The sequence below is a fragment of the Pseudomonas baetica genome (assembly GCF_019733355.1).
Taxonomy (GTDB): Bacteria; Pseudomonadota; Gammaproteobacteria; order Pseudomonadales; family Pseudomonadaceae; genus Aquipseudomonas; species Aquipseudomonas baetica_A.
The window spans coordinates 81,925-98,287 of record NZ_JAIHLQ010000028.1; the positions used below are offsets into that span (position 1 = coordinate 81,925).

Here is a 16,363-nt window from a genome sequence, read left to right on the forward strand (position 1 = left end):
AGCGGGCTTGCTCGCGAATCTGTGAGCGCAGCGAACAGCCTCAAAGACAATTGAATTCCAAGGCGAGCACATGAAAATTTCAAGACAAGCCTACGCCGACATGTTCGGCCCCACCGTCGGCGACAAGGTGCGCCTGGCCGACACCGAGCTGTGGATCGAAGTCGAGAAAGACTTCACCACCTACGGCGAAGAAGTGAAATTCGGCGGCGGTAAAGTCATCCGTGACGGCCAGGGCCAGAGCCAATTGCTGGCCGCCGAGGTGGTCGACACCGTGATCACCAACGCGCTGATCATCGACCACTGGGGCATCGTCAAAGCCGACGTCGGCCTCAAGGACGGTCGCATCGTCGCCATCGGCAAGGCCGGCAACCCGGACGTGCAGCCCAACGTGACCATGGCCATTGGCGCCGGCAGCGAAGTGATCGCTGGCGAAGGCATGATCCTCACCGCCGGCGGCATCGACACGCACATCCACTTCATCTGCCCGCAGCAGATCGAAGAGGCGCTGATGAGCGGCGTCACCACCATGATCGGCGGCGGCACGGGACCGGCCACCGGCACCAACGCGACGACCTGCACTTCAGGCCCGTGGCATCTGGCGCGCATGCTCCAGGCCGCCGACGCCTTCGCGATGAACATCGGCCTCACCGGCAAGGGCAACGCCAGCCTGCCGGAACCGTTGATCGAGCAGGTCAAGGCCGGCGCCATTGGCCTCAAGCTGCACGAAGACTGGGGCACCACCCCGGCGAGCATCGACAACTGCCTGAACGTCGCCGATCAATATGACGTGCAGGTGGCGATCCACACCGACACTCTCAACGAATCCGGCTTTGTCGAGACCACCCTCGGCGCCTTCAAGGGCCGCACCATCCACACCTACCACACCGAGGGTGCCGGTGGCGGCCACGCGCCGGACATCATCAAGGCCTGCGGGTTTGCCAACGTGCTGCCGAGTTCGACCAACCCGACCCGGCCGTTTACCCGCAACACCATCGATGAACACCTCGACATGTTGATGGTCTGTCACCACCTCGACCCGAGCATCGCCGAAGACGTCGCGTTCGCTGAAAGCCGCATCCGCCGCGAGACGATTGCCGCCGAAGACATCCTTCATGACCTCGGCGCCTTCTCGATGATCAGCTCCGACAGCCAAGCCATGGGCCGTGTTGGCGAAGTCATCACCCGCACCTGGCAAACCGCCGACAAAATGAAAAAACAGCGCGGTCCTTTGCCGCAGGACGGCGAAGGCAACGACAACTTCCGCGCCAAACGCTACATCGCCAAATACACGATCAACCCGGCGATCACCCATGGCATCAGCCATGAAGTCGGTTCGATCGAAGTCGGCAAATGGGCGGATCTGGTGCTGTGGCGTCCGGCGTTTTTCGGCGTCAAACCGACGCTGATTCTCAAGGGCGGCGCCATTGCCGCCAGCCTGATGGGCGATGCCAACGCATCAATCCCAACCCCGCAACCGGTGCACTACCGCCCGATGTTTGCCAGTTACGGTGGCTCGCTGCACGCCACCAGCCTGACCTTCATCAGCCAAGCCGCGCAGGAGGCCGGGTTGCCCGAAGCATTGGGTTTGAAGAAGAAGATCGCCGTGGTCAAAGGTTGCCGCGAGGTGCAGAAAACCGACCTGATCCACAACGATTACCTGCCAAACATCGATGTCGATCCGCAGACGTATCAAGTCAAGGCTGACGGTGTGCTGCTGTGGTGTGAACCGGCGGAAACGCTGCCGATGGCTCAACGCTACTTTCTGTTTTAGAGCCCGAGTCCCGAGTACGGACACTTGTGTCCGTACTCGGTATCTCTGCATAGGTGACGATGGCCCGACTTACGGCGGGGCAGATGACTCACCCACAGATCAGCCACGCTCTCGAATCCGCCCCGCTCAGTGTTGTATCGGCAACGAGATTACAAACAATCCATCATGGAGCCGGAAACAACAAAGCGACCATCTCGCGGGAGTAGTGATAATTCAACCTTAGTTCCTTACCCGCCGGAATATCCGTTGTAGCAAAAACAGTACTCAGCTCTAACCCTCTGCGAACCACCTCTCCTTCGGATCGGTCTTCGACTTCAACGCGAAAAGCAACGGTTTCAACGTTATACCCTCCCGGCGATTGACGCAGTGGCCGGCCGGCCGCGTTAAATACGAAGTTGGTGTTGATTCTGGAAACAATATTGTCGCCCGCCACAACGATTGAAAATTCCCGGGGCCTGCCATCCTCCATAAAAGTTCCGGTAGTTGCGTACATGGCAAATGTTTGTTCGGCAAGTGACAGGCGAGCAGCAGGTACAAGATCTCCACCATATACCCCAATGATTTCCCCTTTACTGATACGCCGGTTCGCCACCACCATCGATTGTCCGATCAGAGCCTTTTCGCCGGGAACGATAATGTCTGCGTCAGTGAAGGTGCGTAACTGCAGTTTTTCCTCATACAACCTGGCGACCTGTTCAAAACCACCCGCTTTCAGGTAGGGCAGAACCTGCTCCGAGGAGTATCTGTTTCCACTGGCCATGGACACTTCTGACTCAAGGCTTCTGACATACATGGGTTTGCCATCAATTCCCCTGATCGGATATTTACCATTGTTGGCACGGCTGTATGAGCCCAGCTTGTTGTTCTCGCCCGAATAACGCACATAGTGGCGCATGCTGCTGAGTTCTTCAGGGGTATAGGGTTTGATCGTCATCGACTCCGACGCCAGTTCGAAAACTTCATCGGGAGACGCCGGTCGAGTCGGCAGCGATTCCAGCGCCAGTTCGAACTCTTCATCGGAATGCCCGGCGTTCATTCCGCCCTTGCGACCTCGACGATGCCAGGTACCGGCCGCATCGGGAGTGGCAATGATCCCGCTGCTGAGCAGTTCGGACGGTTTTTGGGGGTCGCGTACCCGCAGCAGGTAATGTTGCCCGTTTCCCGCGTCAGGTGACCGGGCGGCGAAGTATTTGGCGCCGTTGAATTCCACTTCGTGCGCGGCCGACAGTTTCAGTTGCAAGGTTTTGCCAGATGCGACTATCCGAGGGCTGGCGGATCGGCTGGCACCCGATCCGAATTCACTCAGCTCGGCCCATTGCCCGCTGACAGGATCACGCTCCAGCGCAGGCCCCGACGCAAACCGTTCGCTTTGCAACCGCGCCCGGTACAGACCGGTTTGCGGATCCGTTGCGACAGGCACGATATCTCCGCCCGAGACTTCGGCGTAGCCACGCCCCTTGACTGACCGTAAACCGTGCGCGTCGGCTTCCGGCAGTTGAACCGGCGCCTTGAACGCGTAATCTGGCAAAGTGTTTCGAGCCACCGCCCGAGCAAACTCGGGAGGCGGGGTGACCGCGCTGATCGTGACCGTGGATGCTGGCAAGAATGCGTCAGGCGTCACGCCTGCGGCGCTGCCATCACCGGGCAGACTTCGCGTTGACGCGATGTCTGGAGGAAGGAAATCGAAGCGGTGTAGCGTATCGCGAGGCGGCGAGACAGCGTCCGATGGCGGCGCGGGCCTCGTGTGCACATCGACAGAGGCGGGGCCTTTGGGAGGCGGTTTTCGTACCATGAATTATTCGTCCTTGAATAGATTTTTTAGTGACTAACATCGGTAGCCGAGTAGAGTGCCGCATGATTGCTTGTTTACTGTGTAACTACAGTGCCCGGTATCAGGCAAGTACATATCCTTATGTACGACGCTATATACACAACATAACCAAAACATCTTACAAAACGCTAAGCATGCACTTCAGATTGCCTGCAACTCTTCCATGCACGATAAAAATACCAGATACCTCGCTTATAAAAACAACTAAAAATAATCAAAAAACCACTCACAAAGAGCAGGCAACCATTAACAATTTCGAAGTTTAAGTGCATGAATCAACACCAAACTGTACTACCAGCGCAATAGAAACTTCCCGATACTTCTCAACGGTACTGTGGCAGGGACTACAAAGAGGTTAATATCCCGAAACACTCCAGAAGGGAACCCGCCATGCGCCTATCCGAATTCATCAGGCAACACGTTGATCGTATCGTCGATGAATGGGAGGAGTTTGCAGGCACCATTACGCCCGCCGCCGATTATCTGGACTCTAACGCACTGCGTGATCACGCCAAGGCCATCCTGCTGGCCGCCGCACGGGACATGAACAAACCGCAAAGTCCTGACGAGCAAGCGGCCAAAGCCAAGGGTGAAGGCCTGGAAGTAACCCCCAGCCTCAATCAGGCCGGCTCCAGCCATGGCGAACTGCGCCACACCGTCGGTTTTGATCTGGTGCAGATGACCTCGGAGTTTCGCCACCTGCGCGCCTGCGTGATACGTCGCTGGGTCGAAAGCCTGGGGGCACCGGACATGGTGTATTTCCAGGACATGATCCGTTTCAACGAAGCCATCGATGAAGCGCTGGCCGAGTCCACAGCCGCCTATGCGCAAGAGGTTGAGCGTTCGCGGGACATCTTTCTTGCCATCCTCGGTCACGACCTGCGCGCGCCGCTGCAAGCGGTGAGCATGTCCAGCGAATTGCTGTTGCGCAAAACCCGTCTGGAGGGCGATGCGCTGACCTGTGCCCTGAACATCAAGCGTGGCGCCCGACACATGGCGGCGATGATCAGCGATTTACTCGAACTGGTGCGCTGTCGTCTGGGCAAGAGCCTGCCGATCGAACCTGTACCAATGGACATGGCCAACGCCGCACGGGCAGCGATTGCCGAGGCCTGCGCCGGCAATCCGCAATGCGATCCAGTGTTGAATATCAGCGGCGATACTCACGGAACGTGGGACACCGGACGGATCGACCAGCTCCTGCAAAATCTGATCGGCAACGCCTTGCAGCATGGTTTGAATCAACGCGACGTGGTGATAAACCTCAGGGGCGAAGGCGACAGCGTGCTCCTGTCCGTACATAACCACGGCACGCCGATTCCCGAAGAGGCTATCGGCACGATTTTCGACCCGTTGGTGCGCAGCGCCGACGAGCAACTCGGTCAGCCGTCAACCAGCCTGGGGTTGGGTTTGTTTATCGTCAAGGAAGTAGTCACCGCCCATGGCGGGACGATTGACGTCAGCTCGAACGAGGCTGACGGGACGCGTTTCAGCGTGGTGTTGCCCAGAAACGTTTAGTCAGGATCACCGCCTTATCGTTCTTCGCGAGCAAGCCCGCTCCCACAGAAGTCCGCATTCCACTCCGCACAGAAGTCCGCATGCCAATTGTGGGAGCGGGCTTGCTCGCGAAGAGCCATGCCCAAACAACCGATCAACATCAGACAAGCTATTCGACCACCAAGCGCCCCAACCGCTGCTTGAGCATGCTGTTCTCGGCCCGCAGTTCGCGAACTTCATCGAGCAGATCCAGCGCCAGCGCAACACCTTCCCACTCCAGCTCCAGATCGCGCCGCAGCTTGGCGGCGCGTTTGGCCAGGGCCAGTTCGTAGTCGGTGAAACGCCAGTCCCGGGGCTGTGCGCCCTGAGGTTCGAGGATGCCGTGTTCGACGATTTCGATCACGTAGACGTCCGATAAATCGGCTGCCTCACAGAATTCTGCCATGTCCAGTTGAACGATCAGGGGGTTGCTCATGTTGGGCTACTCCGTCGCTGGGTTCAGAAGTTCTCTCGCGGATTGAAGGCGGCTTTCTTCGCCAGTTCCTGCCACAACGCGATGACCTCATCGTCTGCGGCTTTCGGCATGACGGCCTTGAGCTGCACGAACAGGTAACCGCGCTCGCCCGCCTTGTTTTTCAGACCATGACCCTTGGCCCGCATGCGCTGACCGTTCTGGCTGCCGGCCGGCACTTTGAGGTTGATCTTGCCGGTCAGGGTCGGCACGGCCACTTCAGCCCCCAGCACCAGCTCCCACGGCGCCAGTGGCAGCGTGATGATCAGGTTGTCGCCTTCGACATCGAACTTGGGGTGCGGCGCAAAACGAATCGTCAGGTACAGATCGCCATTCGCCCCGCCACCGATGCCCGGTGCGCCCTGGCCTTTGAGGCGGATGCGCTCGCCGTCGGTCACGCCCGCCGGGATCTTCACGTTCAGGCTCTTGGTGGTGTTGCTGACGTGCTGGCCATTAGCGTTGTATTGCGGCACCTGGAAGGTGACTTTCTTGGATTCGTTCGAAAGTGTCTCTTCGAGGAAAACCGGCAATTCCATTTCCACGTCTTGCCCTCGGCGTCCTGCACTGCGTTGTTGCCGACCTTCGCCACCACCGAAACCGGGGCCGCGATTGCCGAAGATCGAACTGAAGAAGTCCGAGAAGTCGCCGGTGTCCTGACCGCCGCCAAAGCCGCCACGGCTCTGCCAGCCCGGTGGCCCCTGGAACGGTTGTCCGTGCTGGCCATAGCGGCGCAGTTCGTCGTATTCGGCACGTTTGTCAGCGCTTTTCAGCGCTTCATAGGCTTCCGAGGCATCCTTGAACTTGGCCTCGGCGTCTTTTTCCTTGCTGACATCGGGGTGGTATTTGCGCGCCAGCTTGCGATAGGCCGCCTTGATGGCCTTGTCGTCTGCTGTCGGCTCCACGCCGAGTATCTTGTAATAGTCTTTGAAGTCCATTGAAGGAGTCACCATCCGTTATCGATTTCGCGCCGATGCCAGCATGCGCCTATTCGCGCGTGCCAGGTTGACCGATCTCAAACTTGTGACCGGGTGGCGCAACAGAAGTTTATCGGCAGTGGGCGGCGGTTCTTGCGACCGCCGGTATGTCTGCCGGCCCATGCCAGCAAGTTTGGGGCAAAGCGGCGACTTTCAACCCAGCCTGGTCGTGAAATAGCTGATGACCGGCCTTCGAATCTGCCGCGCACTGACATACACTGCGCGGCCGTTTTTTGACCGGAACCCGAAAGACATGAACAACGCCTCTCCAGCCCGTGCCTGCGGCATCGACTTCGGCACGTCCAACTCCACCGTCGGCTGGCTACGTCCCGGCATGGAAACGATGATCGCGCTGGAAGACGACAAGATCACCCTGCCGTCAGTGGTCTTCTTCAACATCGAGGAGCGTCGCCCGGTGTACGGTCGCCTGGCCCTGCACGAGTACCTGGAAGGCTACGAAGGCCGGCTGATGCGCTCGCTCAAGAGTCTGCTCGGTTCCAAGCTGATCAAGCACGACACCAGCGTCCTGGGCACCGCGATGCCATTCAAGGACTTGCTCGGCCTGTTCATCGGCCAGCTCAAGAGCCGCGCCGAAACGGCCGCCGGTCGGGAATTCGAGCAAGTGGTGCTGGGCCGTCCGGTGTTTTTCGTCGATGACGATCCGCTGGCCGACCAGGAAGCCGAAGACACGTTGGTAGACGTCGCCCGCAAGATCGGCTTCAAGGACGTGTCGTTCCAGTACGAGCCGATTGCCGCGGCCTTCGACTACGAGTCGACCATCGAGAAAGAAGAGCTGGTACTGATCGTCGACATCGGCGGTGGTACGTCCGACTTCTCGCTGGTGCGCCTCTCGCCCGAGCGACGCGGTGTGGATAACCGCCACGACGACATCCTCGCCACGGGCGGCGTGCACATCGGCGGTACCGACTTCGACAAACAACTGAGCCTGCAAGGCCTGATGCCGCTGTTCGGCTACGGCAGCCGCATGAAAAGCGGCGCCTACATGCCGACCAGCCACCACATGAACCTGGCGACCTGGCACACGATCAACTCGGTGTACTCGCAAAAATCCAGCCTGGCGCTGGGCAGCATGCGCTACGACATCGAAGACACGGGCGGCATCGATCGCCTGTTCAAACTGATCGAACAGCGCGCCGGGCACTGGCTGGCGATGGAAGTGGAAGAGACCAAGATTCACCTGACGCATACCGACAGCCGGCATGTGCCGCTGGATCGCATCGAAGCCGGGCTGAGCGTGGAACTGACGCGAGCCCTGTTCGAATCAGCCATTGACGCGCAACTGGAACGGGTGCGCGGTAGCGTCACGCAGTTGCTCAACGATGCGAACGTGTCGGTGGATCAGGTGGATACGGTGTTCTTCACCGGCGGTTCCAGCGGCATTCCGGCGCTGCGCAACAGCGTCTCGGCGATGCTGCCGAATGCGCGACATGTCGAAGGCAATATCTTTGGCAGCATCGGCAGCGGTCTGGCGATTGAAGCCATGAAGCGCTATGGCGCCATGGCCTGATCCAAAATCGGCAGTGCGCCCTTCGCGAGCAAGCCCGCTCCCACACTGGATTGCATTCTAGCTGAAGGAATGCGGTCAAAAGTGGGAGCGGGCTTGCTCGCGAAGAGGCCCGCTCAAACACTACAAATTCTGAATCAAACCATCCCGCCCAGCTTCAACTCACTCTTCAGATACGCGTAGTAAATCGGCCCCGCCACAACCCCCGGCAGGCCGAACGCGGCCTCGAACACCAGCATTGCCAACAGCAACTCCCACGACTTGGCACTGATCTGCCCGCCGACAATGCGCGCGTTGAGAAAGTATTCGAGCTTGTGGATAAAAATCAGGTAGCCCAGCGCCGCCAGCGCCACCCAGATCGACAGCGACAGACCGACAATGGTGATCAGCGTGTTCGACATCAGGTTGCCGATCACCGGCAGCAGGCCGAGCAGGAAGGTCAACACGATCAGGGTTTTGGTCAGCGGCAGTTTGATGCCGAACATCGGCAGGATCACCGCCAGGAAGATGCCGGTGAAGAAGGTGTTGAGCAGGGAAATCTTGATCTGCGCGAAGACGATGTTGCGAAACGCCTGCACCAGCAGGTGCAAGCGGTCGAACAGTGCGGCGGCCAGCGGCTTGCGCTTGGTCACGTCCGGTATGCGCTGCAGGGCAATGATTGCGCCGAGCACCATGCCGATCAGCAGCGTGACGAACATGTGCGCTGCGTCCTTGCCCACCAATTGCAGATCGGCCAGGTGTTTGCCGGCCCATTCGCCAATGGCTACGCGAAATTCCGCCGCACTCGCTGGCAGGTAAGCGTCGATGAACGGCGGCAACTGGCCGCGTGCGCGGTCAATCACGCCCATGAATTTGTCGAGCGACGCCCCGGGATTTTCCGCTTCGTGCAGCAGGAAACTGATGGCGCCGGCGAAGAGCAGCGCCAGCACACTGACCACCAGCGTACCGAGCAACGCCACCGCCAGCCAACGTGCGCGGCGGCCTTCAATCAGCCGCTGCAGTTGCGGGGTGAGCATGTTGACCAATTCGAAAACCAGCAACCCGGCCAACAGACTGGGCAGCAAGCGCAGCGGCAACACCAGCAGCAAACCGCCGAAAATGATGATGCAACTGACCCAGAACACAACATGACGCTGAGAAAACGTTGGCATACAGCCTCAAAACGAACGGCGTAAAAGGATGGGCAGTCTGCCAGCGATCCGGGGGGAGCACTAGGAATATGCAGGGGCGAAGCGTGTGGGTGCGCTCAATGGCCCCATCGCGAGCAGGCTCGCTCCCACTGGGGTACGCATTTCAATGTGGGAGCGAGCCTGCTTGCGAAGAGGCCGGCCCGTTCACCACATATCCCTGCTGATTACTTTTTCTTCAGGCAATCACTCATGAAAGTCTTGCGTGCATCGCCGGTCAACGCCTTGGTTTTCGCATCAGCGTTGCAGGTTTTCATTTTCTGCTGCTGGGGAGTCATGGCCTTGCCATCGTTGGCTGCTGGCGCGGCTTTGAGGCAGGTGCTCATGAACGTTTTGCGCTCATCGCCTTTCAGACTCTTGGCGGTCGCATCGGCATTGCAGGTGGTCATTTTGTTCTGTTGCGCGGTGGCGGCAAAACCCTGGGAGCACAGCAGCAGACCGATCATCAACAAAGGGACACGCAACATCTTCATGGAGTTTTCTCCTTGTCGCCGCACCGATGGATGCGGCCTCCGCAGGAGTGTAGCCAAATCTTGTTACACCTTCCTGCCTTCAAGGTGGCTGCGCCGGTACTGCTCCGGCGTACATCCGGCCTGACGGGCGAACATGGCGATAAACGCCGAGCCACTGCTGTAACCCAGGTCGAAGGCGATTTCCTGCACGCTGCGCGACGTTTCCAGTGCTTCGATCGCGGCGAGATAGCGCAAGCGTTGGCGCCACTCACCGAAACTCATCCCCAGTTCGCGCACGAACTGCCGGGCCAGCGTGCGTTCGCTGACATGCACTCGCGCCGCCCACTGTGCCAGCGGCTGGTTGTTGCCCGGATCGGCCTGCAACGCGTCGAGGATCGATAGCAAACCGGGACTGCTGGCATACGGCAGGTAACACTCATGCACCGGCGCCTGTTGCAGTTGATCGACCAGCACCTGGGCCAGACGTTGATCGGCATCACGTTCGGGGATCTTCACGTCGCGGGCGGCGAAGTCCTTGAGGATCGCCTTGAGAATGTCGCTGATCGCCAGCGTGCAAGCCCGCGCCGGCAACTCGGCACAGACCTTGGGCGCGAGACACACCGCCCGATAATTGACCGGTTGATGGCTGTAGAAACTGTGCTCGACCTGCGGCGGCACCCACACCGCGTATTGCGGCGGCGACATGAAACGGCTGCCGTCGACGTCCATGTGCAGCACGCCATGAGCCGCATACTCCAGCGTGCCCCACGGATGGCGGTGCGGCGCGGCGAATTCGTGGGCGTTGAAGTCGGCGTAACGGAAGTACACCGCCGACGGCAGTTCGCTGAAATCCAGCAGATCGATGTGTTTACTGTTCATGCTGTCCGGTTTCAGAGGCAGGTTGTCCGGTTCAAAGTATAGGGCTGTATCCAGACAGAGGATAATCACGCTTCATTAACGTTCTGGTTTCAACGCATGCAATACGCTTTTCCTCTGCTGGCGATTTTTATCTGGGCCGGCAACACCGTGATCAACAAGCTCGCCGTCGGCGCGATCTTCCCGGCCGAAATCGGTTTCTACCGCTGGCTGCTCGCCGGCTTGCTGTTCACCCCGTTCATGCTCAAACCGGTGATTGCCCACTGGCCGAAGATCCGCCCGAACCTGGGCAAAATCTTTGTGCTCGGCGTGCTTGGCATGGCCGTGTACCAAAGCCTCGCCTATTTCGCGGCGACCCTGACCACAGCGACCAACATGGGCATCATCCTGTCGCTGATGCCCTTGATGTCGCTGGCCATGGCGATCATCAGCCTAGGCCAGCGCCTGACCGCCGGTGCGCTGGTCGGTGCCGTGCTGTCGTTTGCCGGTGTGCTGGTGGTGGTGTCGTCCGGCAGCCTCAGCGCGCTGCTGCAACACGGGGTGAATCTGGGGGACGCGATGATGCTGATCGCCACCCTGGCTTACGCGGTTTACAGCACGTTGCTGAAGAAATGGCAGCTGCGTTTGCCGCCGCTGGTGTTGCTGTATTTGCAGGTGCTGGTGGCGATTGTGGTGTTGTTTCCGCTGTTTGCTGTTTCGCCGAAAACCGGCCTGACGCTGCAGAACATTCCGCTGGTGTTGTACGCGTGTCTGTTGGCTTCGATGCTGGCGCCATTGGCGTGGATGCAGGCGGTGCAGCGCCTGGGGCCGAGCCGGACGACGCTGTTCTTTAATTTGCTGCCGTTAATTACCGCACTGATTGCGGCGGTGGTGTTGAAGGAGCAGTTGGCGACGTATCACTTGGTCGGCGGGATGCTGACCTTGGGAGGGGTGATTCTTTCCGAGCGTTGGACCACCGTGCTGGGCCATAAACGCCGCGTTGCCTGATCCGGCCCCTTCGCGACCAATCCCGCTCCCGCATTTGGCATGCATTTCCCTGTGGGAGCGGGCTGGCTCGCGAAGAACGATCACTTGGTCTGACCGCTAGACCCCGGCAGCCTTGAGCCTCGCCGCATGCTCGACAAACAGCCGCACCGGATCAGCCCCCTTCCCGACCAGCCCCAGCGACTGGTTCACGATGTCGAAATGATCCAGAGGAAAGTCATCGCCAATTACCGTGCCCAGATGCGAGCTGTAACGCCCGACCATGCCGTCACACTGCCCCGCCTCACGCACGAACGTCTTGGCAAACAGCCGACAGCTGCGATGGGTGCCGTCAAACAGATTACCGCCGCGATCGGTCTTGCCCGGCTGTAACGTCCCCGACCACGAGTAATAACGCACGCCATTGACCACTTCCGGCCCGTGCCCGCCCCAAGTGTCGGGCAGCCCCTGTGGATAACGCTGATTGAACAGCGCCACGCCGTCTGAAGTCAGCGAGTGATGCGAGGCATGGATATCGACCGGCAGTTTCGGCCCGTGATAACCGGTGTCGAGTAACGCCATCATCCAGCCGATAGCGCGTAGCAACGCATCGAGCAGGCGCCCTTTGGCACTGTCAGCGGGGTAGTGCTTGAGCAGATAGTCGGCCAGCTCCGAGCCGTGATTGGGCCCGGCGACCGAGGTCACCGAAGCCACCAGATCCGGGCGTTTGGCCGCCGCATAACGCGCCGTCAGCGAGCCTTGGCTGTGACCGAACAGGTTGACCTTGGCCGCGCCGGTCTCGCGCAAAATCTCCTCGATACGCCGCAGCAACTGCTCACCGCGCACCTCGGTCGAGTTGAGCGGCGACACCTGCACGGCAATCACCGTCGCACCACCACGGCGCAACGCCTTGATGATCCCGAACCAATACGGATAAAACACCAGCCGGATAAACCCGAGCATGCCCGGCACCAGCACCAGTGGATAACGCGTCGACATGGGCAAACATCCTTGTGGTCGGTGAGTGGATGCAAGGCGTGCAAAACGCCCGCCAAGCATCCGCCCTGAAGATGACAACTCGATGAGCAGCCTACTTCAGCCCCACCACCCCTGCCACAATCAGCCCCACCGACGGTCGTTTGACTGACCGGTGCCAAGATTGCATCACATGCCATAAAACTTTTTGCATCGCCCAAGACTCACAACCTGGGTAGGCGATCACGACTGTAGAGCGTGGCGCCAATCGGATTAGCCTCCAGGAGATCGAAATGAGCGACCTGCATTTGTCTGATGTTCAAACCCTGCGCGAGCGCGCACGGCAACACGTTGAAAACGGCGCCGTGACCGAGAGCTACAGTGCCAACCGTGAAGAGGTGCTGCGCTTGCTCAACGAATCGCTGGCCACCGAACTGGTCTGCGTCTTGCGCTACAAGCGCCACTACTTCATGGCCAACGGTTTGAAAGCCAGCGTGGCCGCCGACGAATTCCTCGAACACGCCATTCAGGAAGCGCAACACGCCGACCGCCTGGCTGAACGCATTGTGCAATTGGGCGGCGAGCCTGAGTTCAACCCCGACCTGTTGTCGAAGATGTCCCACGCCCAGTACGTGGCCGGCAACACCTTGAAGGAAATGGTCTACGAAGACCTCGTGGCCGAGCGGATCGCCATCGACAGCTACCGCGAGATCATTCAGTACATCGGTGATAAAGACCCGACGACCCGACGTATCTTCGAAGATATTCTGGCGCAGGAAGAAGAACATGCCGATGACATGGCCGACATTCTGAACGACCTCTAAACCTTCGAAATTGCCATCGCGGGCAAGCCCGCTCCCACAGGATTGCGCTGTACCTGTGGGAGCGGGCTTGCCCGCGATGGCGTCCTGACAGGCGCTGTAGATTTACTTGCTTGGCTTGACGGTCACCGGCGCCTTGCCCGCCTTCATCTGTTCAAGCAGCGGTGCACACTGATTCGGCTCTGCGCCACTGGGGGCCACCAACGCCAGCAGCCCTGCCGCCGGTGCAGCAATCACCCCCAACGCCACCATCCCCGCCCCGCGCAGCAACAGCGGCACCGCTTTGACCCCGGCATCGGGCTTGATGAACTTGCCACGCACATACAGCGGCGAGCGCAGCGAGATCAAACGCCAGCCCTTGGATTCGGGGGTCACCGTCAGGTCCAGTTGCTCGGTGGCCATGTTCGCTGTGCCGTCGACGTAAATGATCGCGTTCTCGGTATCGAAGACAAACAGTCGCGTGGTCGCCAAACCGGTCTTGATGTCGAAGTCCGCCGCTGCGCAGTTGATCTTCACTTCCTTGTCGCCAAAGATCTTGCCGACCACGTAGTTACCGACGTTGAGACCGGCCAGCTCCATCAACTCACGACTGATCGCGCCGTCGTTGATCAGCATCTTCAGGCTGCCGTTGGCGCCGCCCAGCAACTTGGCAACCGAGTTGCCGCGACCACTGATATCGGCATCGCCATTGAGCTCACCAAAACTGGTCCTCATGGGCTCAAACGTCGGGAACAGTTCCTTGAGTTTGAACTTGCGCGCAGTCAATTTGGCCCGGCCTTCCAAAGGTTCGGTGCGCCCGTTGAGGCGGATCTGTGCGTCGAGAGTGCCGCCCGCGACGCCGAAGCGCAGCGGTTCCAGGCTGAGTTCACCGTCATCGAGTTTCAGATGGGTATAGAGGTCGGTGAGCGGCAGTTTTTCACTGTGGACGATGCGCTTGCCGGTGAATTCAACATCCGCGTCCATCGCTCGCCAGCGGTCGGTCTTGAACGCCTCGACCGGCAGTACTTTATCGGCCGGTTGCTTGCTCTCGCCGCCCCGGGCCTTTTGCTTGTCATTGGCGTCAGCGCCGATCAACGGCGCGAGGTCAGCGAACAGCAGTTGATTGGATACCAGCGCGCCGCTGAGTTTTGGCCGTGGCTGGCTGGCGATGTAGGTCAGGTCGCCATGGATGTCGCTGCCGCCGATCTTGCCGTTGAATTGCTCATAGGTGAATGTCGCGCCCGCCGCGTCATGCAGCTTGGCGATCAGATGGCCGTCGGTTGCATACGGGGGCGTATCCGGCAAGGTCACGCCGGTCAACGGATAGAGATTACCGAGGCTGGCACCGGCCAATTTCAAGCGCAGGTCGAGGGCGCCGAGGTTGAGCGGGTCGGTCAGGGTGCCGGCCAATTCAATGCGGGTGTCGCCGATTTTCGCCTGGGCTTGCAGCGGGAACGGTTTGCTCGCGTCCTGCAACGCCAACAACCCGCCGATCTTGCCTTGGCCGGTGAGGTTCTGGCCGTGATATTGGCCTTTGACCTTCAACGCGAACGCGTAGTCTTGTGGCGCGCCGCCCTTGTCCTTCGCGGTTTTCGCCGCTTTGTCACCGACGATTTCGCTGAACGGAATCGGCTTGCCCAGCGGATCGATCAGCACATCCAGCTTGGTCTTGAGGGTTTGATCATCAAGCGTCACATGGCCCTTGTCGAAACCGATGGCGCCGATATCGACCACCCAGTTCGACGGTTCGGCATTCGGATCCTTGGGATCAAACGTGAACGTCCAGTTGGCCCGGCCATCGGCCAAGCGTTGCAGCTCAGCGTTAGGCTCGGTCAGGTCGATGCGCGGGATGACCACGCGTTGCGCCAACAACGCCAGAGGCGAGATACGCAGTTCAACGCGCTTGAGCGTGACCATCTGCGGCGTCTTCGACCACTGCGGATTGCCCAGGCTCAAGTCTTCGGCGACCACATGCGGCCAAGGTACCCAGGCCCGCCAACCGCCCTCATCCGGCTCGCGCTGCCAGATCACCGCGAGGTTGCCGTTAATGGCAAACGGCCGATGCAGCTCTTCCGAGACTTTGGCATTGAGCGCCGGTTTGATCCGGTTCCAGTCGAAGAACGCGATGATCAGGACCAGCACGGCCAAGAGCAGCACAAGGGTGGCGAAGGTCCAACTGAAAATTTTTCCGGTGCGCGTCATGCACAAAGCTCCTGATGACGACCGCACGCCCACATCACGGCGAACGGCTGAAACGGCGGGCCATAGCGGCCCTCATGAATTCTGTGACTGGCAAAAGGCCCGCAGGTTTAATCGAAAGCCGCATCTGGGCGGAAAAAGCCACGCAAATCTGACCGATTGGTCGAACAACGTTACCGCCCCCCGCACTTTTGTGAGGCGCGAGTGGGTCGAAAATACCCACCAAGGTGCAAAACCGTCACCCTGAAAGGCCCGGTTTAGAGCCTCCCGCCAGAACAATCAATTCTGTTGATTATTACCATTGCGTTTATGAACTTTTATATCGACTTATCGAGAGTAGCATTGCCCTCGTACCCACTTTATCGCCCTCCCAAGGAGCAACCCATCATGAAACGCCAATTACTGCTCAGCCTTACCCTGTCGATGCTAGCCAGCACTGCTTTCGCCCTGCCCGCTGCCGAACAGGCTACTCCGCAAGTAAAAACCAGCTACTCCGTGTTCAGTCAGACCGTTGCTGCTGATGGTTCCGACCGCACGCCACAAGGCCAGACCCTGGCTGAAGATGGCTACGACAAAACTCCACAAGGCCAGGCGCTCGCCGAAAACGGTCGCAACCGCCTCGAACAAAAAGGCCTGGTTGAAGACGGTTACGACAAAACCCCACAAGGCCAAGCGCTCGCCGAAAACGGTCGCAACCGCCTCGAACAAAAAGGCCTGGTTGAAGACGGTTACGACAAAACCCCACAAGGCCAGGCGCTCGCCGAAGGTGGTGGTGACCGTGTGATCGAACGCAACGCCGCTT

General features: G+C 59.5%; 14 protein-coding genes. 6 read left to right on the forward strand and 8 right to left on the reverse strand.

Annotation, left to right across the window (positions count from 1 at the left end; all coding sequences use genetic code 11):
• The first annotated feature begins 70 nt into the window (after positions 1-70).
• A complete protein-coding gene (gene ureC, locus K5E40_RS23390) occupies positions 71-1,771 on the forward strand; it encodes an urease subunit alpha (protein ID WP_221732841.1) in 1,701 nt (566 codons plus the stop codon).
• A gap of 163 nt (positions 1,772-1,934) precedes the next feature.
• Here ureC and K5E40_RS23395 read toward each other — a convergent pair whose 3' ends face one another.
• Entirely contained in the window at positions 1,935-3,563 is a 1,629-nt protein-coding gene (locus K5E40_RS23395) for a hypothetical protein (protein ID WP_260455974.1), read from the reverse strand.
• Positions 3,564-3,992: 429 nt separating this feature from the next.
• On the opposite strand from K5E40_RS23395, the gene K5E40_RS23400 reads away from it, so the two are divergent.
• Entirely contained in the window at positions 3,993-5,120 is a 1,128-nt protein-coding gene (locus K5E40_RS23400; protein WP_221732842.1) for a sensor histidine kinase KdpD, read from the forward strand.
• A 148-nt stretch (positions 5,121-5,268) separates the two neighbouring features.
• Here K5E40_RS23400 and K5E40_RS23405 read toward each other — a convergent pair whose 3' ends face one another.
• Together K5E40_RS23405 and K5E40_RS23410 are read right to left on the reverse strand one after the other, a co-directional pair.
• The gene (locus K5E40_RS23405; RefSeq protein WP_221732843.1) at positions 5,269-5,574 is read right to left on the reverse strand and encodes a chaperone modulator CbpM; all 306 of its coding nucleotides are present in this window, start codon (positions 5,572-5,574) and stop codon (positions 5,269-5,271) included.
• Positions 5,575-5,597: 23 nt separating this feature from the next.
• Complete coding sequence (locus K5E40_RS23410; protein ID WP_221732844.1) at positions 5,598-6,545, reverse strand: DnaJ C-terminal domain-containing protein; 948 nt, start codon at positions 6,543-6,545, stop codon at positions 5,598-5,600.
• 292 nt (positions 6,546-6,837) lie between these two features.
• On the opposite strand from K5E40_RS23410, the gene K5E40_RS23415 reads away from it, so the two are divergent.
• Complete coding sequence (locus K5E40_RS23415) at positions 6,838-8,112, forward strand: Hsp70 family protein (protein WP_221732845.1); 1,275 nt, start codon at positions 6,838-6,840, stop codon at positions 8,110-8,112.
• A 134-nt stretch (positions 8,113-8,246) separates the two neighbouring features.
• Here K5E40_RS23415 and K5E40_RS23420 read toward each other — a convergent pair whose 3' ends face one another.
• The 3 genes from K5E40_RS23420 to K5E40_RS23430 all read right to left on the reverse strand — a co-directional run bounded on the left by K5E40_RS23420 (position 8,247) and on the right by K5E40_RS23430 (position 10,627).
• Entirely contained in the window at positions 8,247-9,260 is a 1,014-nt protein-coding gene (locus K5E40_RS23420) for an AI-2E family transporter (protein ID WP_221732846.1), read from the reverse strand.
• Positions 9,261-9,463: 203 nt separating this feature from the next.
• Positions 9,464-9,769, reverse strand: coding sequence for a PsiF family protein (locus tag K5E40_RS23425; protein ID WP_221732847.1), 306 nt, complete (start codon positions 9,767-9,769; stop codon positions 9,464-9,466).
• A gap of 63 nt (positions 9,770-9,832) precedes the next feature.
• Positions 9,833-10,627, reverse strand: coding sequence for a helix-turn-helix transcriptional regulator (locus K5E40_RS23430; protein ID WP_221732848.1), 795 nt, complete (start codon positions 10,625-10,627; stop codon positions 9,833-9,835).
• A 96-nt stretch (positions 10,628-10,723) separates the two neighbouring features.
• On the opposite strand from K5E40_RS23430, the gene K5E40_RS23435 reads away from it, so the two are divergent.
• Entirely contained in the window at positions 10,724-11,611 is an 888-nt protein-coding gene (locus K5E40_RS23435) for a DMT family transporter (protein ID WP_221732849.1), read from the forward strand.
• 96 nt (positions 11,612-11,707) lie between these two features.
• Here K5E40_RS23435 and K5E40_RS23440 read toward each other — a convergent pair whose 3' ends face one another.
• Entirely contained in the window at positions 11,708-12,586 is an 879-nt protein-coding gene (locus K5E40_RS23440) for a triacylglycerol lipase (protein WP_221732850.1), read from the reverse strand.
• A 269-nt stretch (positions 12,587-12,855) separates the two neighbouring features.
• On the opposite strand from K5E40_RS23440, the gene K5E40_RS23445 reads away from it, so the two are divergent.
• On the forward strand, positions 12,856-13,386 hold the full coding sequence (locus tag K5E40_RS23445; RefSeq protein WP_221732851.1) for a bacterioferritin: 531 nt from the start codon (positions 12,856-12,858) through the stop codon (positions 13,384-13,386).
• A gap of 102 nt (positions 13,387-13,488) precedes the next feature.
• On the opposite strand, the gene K5E40_RS23450 is transcribed toward K5E40_RS23445, so the two are convergent.
• Positions 13,489-15,564, reverse strand: a complete 2,076-nt coding sequence (locus K5E40_RS23450) for an AsmA family protein (protein WP_221732852.1) — start codon at positions 15,562-15,564, stop codon at positions 13,489-13,491.
• A gap of 384 nt (positions 15,565-15,948) precedes the next feature.
• Here K5E40_RS23450 and K5E40_RS23455 point away from each other — a divergent pair.
• Positions 15,949-16,363 (forward strand): hypothetical protein (locus K5E40_RS23455; protein WP_221732853.1); only part of this gene is annotated, 415 nt, incomplete at its 3' end.